Raw genomic sequence first — 3,559 nt, forward strand, 5'->3', positions numbered from 1 at the left:
CTGCTGTGCAGCACCTGTCCGGCCAGGCGGGTGTCGAAATGGGGACCGGTGACCCGGCGACGAAAGACGTCGCCGTTCCAGTCCGCGGCGGCCGAGGGCGGCGTAGCCAGATCGGCACCGATCGTCGACAGGTCGTCGGCATGGTTGGAGCCATCGGGATCGGCGTCGGCGCTCAGCGGCAGCATCGCGCAGCGGTAAAAGTCCAGGATCAGCCGGTCGGCCTGGTCGATGGTGGTGATCCGCAGCGCCATCAGCCCGGTCGGCGCCCGGCCCGGCTTGGCCGAGTTCTTCTTCAGCCCGACGATCTCGGTGCGGGTGAACAGCGTGTCGCCGATCGACGGGAATCGGAAGAATTGCAGGCCGCGATAGAACAGGTTGGCCTTCACGTGCTGGGTAGCCAGCGTCGACTGCCCGATCGCGACGTCGCACACCAGGCCCGGGTGCGCCAGCGGCGCCGGCAGGCCGGTCACCGCGGCGGACAGCTCGGCGTCAAGCGGCAGCCTGAGCCGGTCGCCGAGGATGCTCTGGTGCACCGCGGCCAACCCGGGCGTGAGCGTCATCGACGGCGCCCCGGTGAAGACCTGACCGGTGCGCACCTGGTCGAAGTAGGGGCCGACTGTCATCGGGACCCGCCGGCGAGGCGTGCCAACATGGGCGCATGAATGACGATGAGGCGATGTTGGTCGCGACGGTGCGCGAGTTCGTCGATAAAGAGGTCAGGCCAACGGTGCGCGAAGTCGAGCATGCCAATGAGTATCCCGAAGCGTGGATCGAGCAGATGAAGCGCATCGGGATCTACGGGCTGGCCGTGCCGGAGGCGTACGGCGGGACCCCGGTGTCGATGTGGTGCTATGCGCTGGTGACCCAGGAGTTGGCGCGTGGGTGGATGAGCCTGGCCGGCGCGATGGGCGGGCACACGGTGGTCGCCAAGCTGCTGACGTTGTTCGGCACCGATGAGCAGAAGCGGCGTTACCTGCCGGCGATGGCCAGCGGCCAGCTGCGGGCGACGATGGCGCTGACCGAGCCCGGCGGTGGCAGCGATCTGCAGAACATGTCGACCACCGCGCTCTCCGATGGTGACGACCTGGTCGTCAACGGCGCCAAGACGTGGATTTCCAACGCCCGCCGCTCGGGGCTGATCGCGCTGTTGTGCAAGACCGATCCGGCCGCCCAACCGCGGCATGCCGGCATCTCGGTGCTGCTGGTCGAGCACGGGCCCGGGCTCACGGTGTCGCGTGATCTGCCCAAGCTGGGCTACAAGGGTGTAGAGACCTGCGAGCTGTCCTTCGACGGCTACCGGGCGCCGCACACCGCGATTCTGGGCGGCGATGCGGGCAAGGGCTTTGCGCAGATGATGACCGGCCTCGAGACCGGCCGCATTCAAGTGGCATCACGCGCCTTGGGGGTGGCCACCGCAGCCCTCGATGATGCGCTGGCCTACGCCCAGCAGCGCGAAAGCTTCGGTCAACCGATCTGGAAACACCAGTCGGTCGGCAACTACCTGGCCGACATGGCGACCAAGCTGACCGCCGCCCGCCAGCTGACCCGCTACGCCGCCGAACGCTACGACAGCGGCCAACGCTGCGACATGGAGGCCGGGATGGCCAAGCTGTTCGCCTCCGAGGTGGCGATGGAGATCGCGCTCAACGCCGTGCGGATCCACGGCGGCTACGGATACTCCACCGAATACGACGTCGAGCGCTACTTCCGCGATGCCCCGCTGATGATCGTCGGCGAGGGCACCAACGAAATTCAGCGCAATGTCATCGCCGCGCAGCTGGTGTCCCGCGGCGGGCTCTAGGCAAAATCGGAGCCGAGTGGCCAGTTATGCCACGATTTTTCGAGATTTAGGGGTAATAACCGGCCACTCGACGGGCGGATGCGATGTCAGTGTCAGGCGATAGCGTCGCGGCATGATTTCCAGTCAAGAAAAGAAGATCCGTGCAGCGTTCGACAAGCTCGATTTGACGCTCGACCGAATAGCGGAGATACCGCCGGATGAGCTGACGTTCGAGGAGAAGTTGACGCTGTGGGCTCAGCTGGAAAGGCTGCGCCTGGCGTTGGCTGATGTCGCACAACGTTGCCGACGCGCCGCTTCGTGATGGACGTCCCACAGCTGGGTATCGAGCGTTACCACTGCACGCCGGTGGAGACGCAGAACTCGTTCTGCTCCGGGTCCGACATTCTGACCCATCGGGTTCCGCCGAAGCTCTGCACGCCATCGTCGATGCGACGCGCGCCGAGTGCCTGCAGCCGGTGCACCTCGGCCTCGACGTCGTCGACCACAATGTCGAGGTGCATGCGGTTCTTACTCGCTTTGGGTTCCGGAACTCCCTGAAGGAGTAACGGTGACGCGATCCCTTCGTTGGGGACAAGCACCGTCAGAGTCGCGTCCGCGTAGTGCTCGCGATAGTCGAGCGCCGCACGCCAAAACTTCGCGAGCCGCTTGGGCTCTGCACAGTCGAGCACGAGTTCCACCGCCGCCTTGCGTCCCATCACGTGCCTCCTGGTTGACTTTTCGCATCGACGAGGCCCCAGGTCAATGCTGTCTCCACGCTGATGCTTGACCCACTGAGAACCAAAAACGCTGTGCGCCAACGGCCTATCCGTCGTGTCACGCTTACGGTGCCGCCCGCTCCGGGGATCAGGCCAAGGCTCAGCTCCGGCAATCCGAATACCGCGTCGGGCGTGGCCTCGATCCGACCGCAGAACGCTGCCATCTCCAATCCGCTGCCTAACACTTGGCCGTGCACTTCGGCCCGGCACGCCGCGCCGAGTCGCCTGGTCACCGCGTCGAGAGCCAGCGCCGGGCTGTAGCGGGTGCGGGCCAGATGCGCGCTGGCCGGGTCGGCGAATGTGCCGAACTCGTCGAGATCGCCCCCGCTGCAGAACGACGGCCCATTGCCGGTCAGCACAACCTCGGCGATCGACGAATCGAGTTGCGCCACAGCTAAAACCTCGAGCAGCGCGGCGCGGGCGTCGGTCGAGAACGCGTTGTGGCGCTGCGGGCGGTTGAACGCGATCCGTAACGTGTCGCCGTCGCGGTGGGCCTGCACCGGATCGGCGATGTCGGGCATTACCGTCGGGCCACGGCCGGCCAGCCAGCGGGCGAACTCCGGGCCGGCCTGCAGCGTCGAGTAGGCCAGCGACTCGGTCACCACGCCGGACAGCGCCGAAGCGGCCGGATCCACCGACCGCAACACGTCGTCACACGTCGCCGCCGCGATCGGCCAGCGTTCGGCACGTGCGGTGAGGTCACTCAGCGCCGCGTCGATCGATGCGACGGTGATCACCCGGCGGTCGTCGGCGTGATCCTCGGTCAGCGTGAATGTGGCTCGTTCAAGCCAGAATTCGGATGCATCGGCCAACGACCCGACGGCCACCACCGGAACTCCGAGCAATGCAGAATCGAGCGCGGAGTCAGGCTCCGACACATCGACGACGCGCAGCGTCACACCGAATACTTCTTGACCAGTTCGTGTTTGAACATTTTTCCGGTATCGGTACGCGGCAGCTGCGCCTCGAACGAGATCGACCGTGGACACTTGTAGTGCGCCAA

5 protein-coding genes are annotated in these 3,559 nt (G+C 66.0%); 2 read left to right on the forward strand and 3 right to left on the reverse strand.

Going from position 1 to position 3,559, the window contains the following annotated elements:
* Positions 1-623: MaoC family dehydratase (locus tag VGH54_RS06575; protein ID WP_331511134.1), on the reverse strand; the 623-nt coding region annotated here is incomplete at its 3' end.
* 35 nt (positions 624-658) lie between these two features.
* Here VGH54_RS06575 and VGH54_RS06580 point away from each other — a divergent pair.
* Together VGH54_RS06580 and VGH54_RS06585 are read left to right on the forward strand one after the other, a co-directional pair.
* Entirely contained in the window at positions 659-1,801 is a 1,143-nt protein-coding gene (locus VGH54_RS06580; protein ID WP_331511135.1) for an acyl-CoA dehydrogenase family protein, read from the forward strand.
* A gap of 112 nt (positions 1,802-1,913) precedes the next feature.
* Positions 1,914-2,102, forward strand: a complete 189-nt coding sequence (locus VGH54_RS06585) for a hypothetical protein (RefSeq protein ID WP_331511136.1) — start codon at positions 1,914-1,916, stop codon at positions 2,100-2,102.
* A 28-nt stretch (positions 2,103-2,130) separates the two neighbouring features.
* On the opposite strand, the gene VGH54_RS06590 is transcribed toward VGH54_RS06585, so the two are convergent.
* On the reverse strand, positions 2,131-2,496 hold the full coding sequence (locus tag VGH54_RS06590; protein WP_331511137.1) for a VOC family protein: 366 nt from the start codon (positions 2,494-2,496) through the stop codon (positions 2,131-2,133).
* Positions 2,496-3,449 carry an enoyl-CoA hydratase/isomerase family protein gene (locus tag VGH54_RS06595; protein WP_414688657.1) on the reverse strand — a complete coding sequence of 318 codons (954 nt, stop codon included), beginning with the start codon at positions 3,447-3,449 and terminating at the stop codon, positions 2,496-2,498. The genes VGH54_RS06590 and VGH54_RS06595 overlap by 1 nt, the downstream gene beginning before the upstream one ends.
* Positions 3,450-3,559: the final 110 nt, after the last annotated feature.

Source organism: Mycobacterium sp. (assembly GCF_036488105.1).
Lineage (GTDB): Bacteria > Actinomycetota > Actinomycetes > Mycobacteriales > Mycobacteriaceae > Mycobacterium.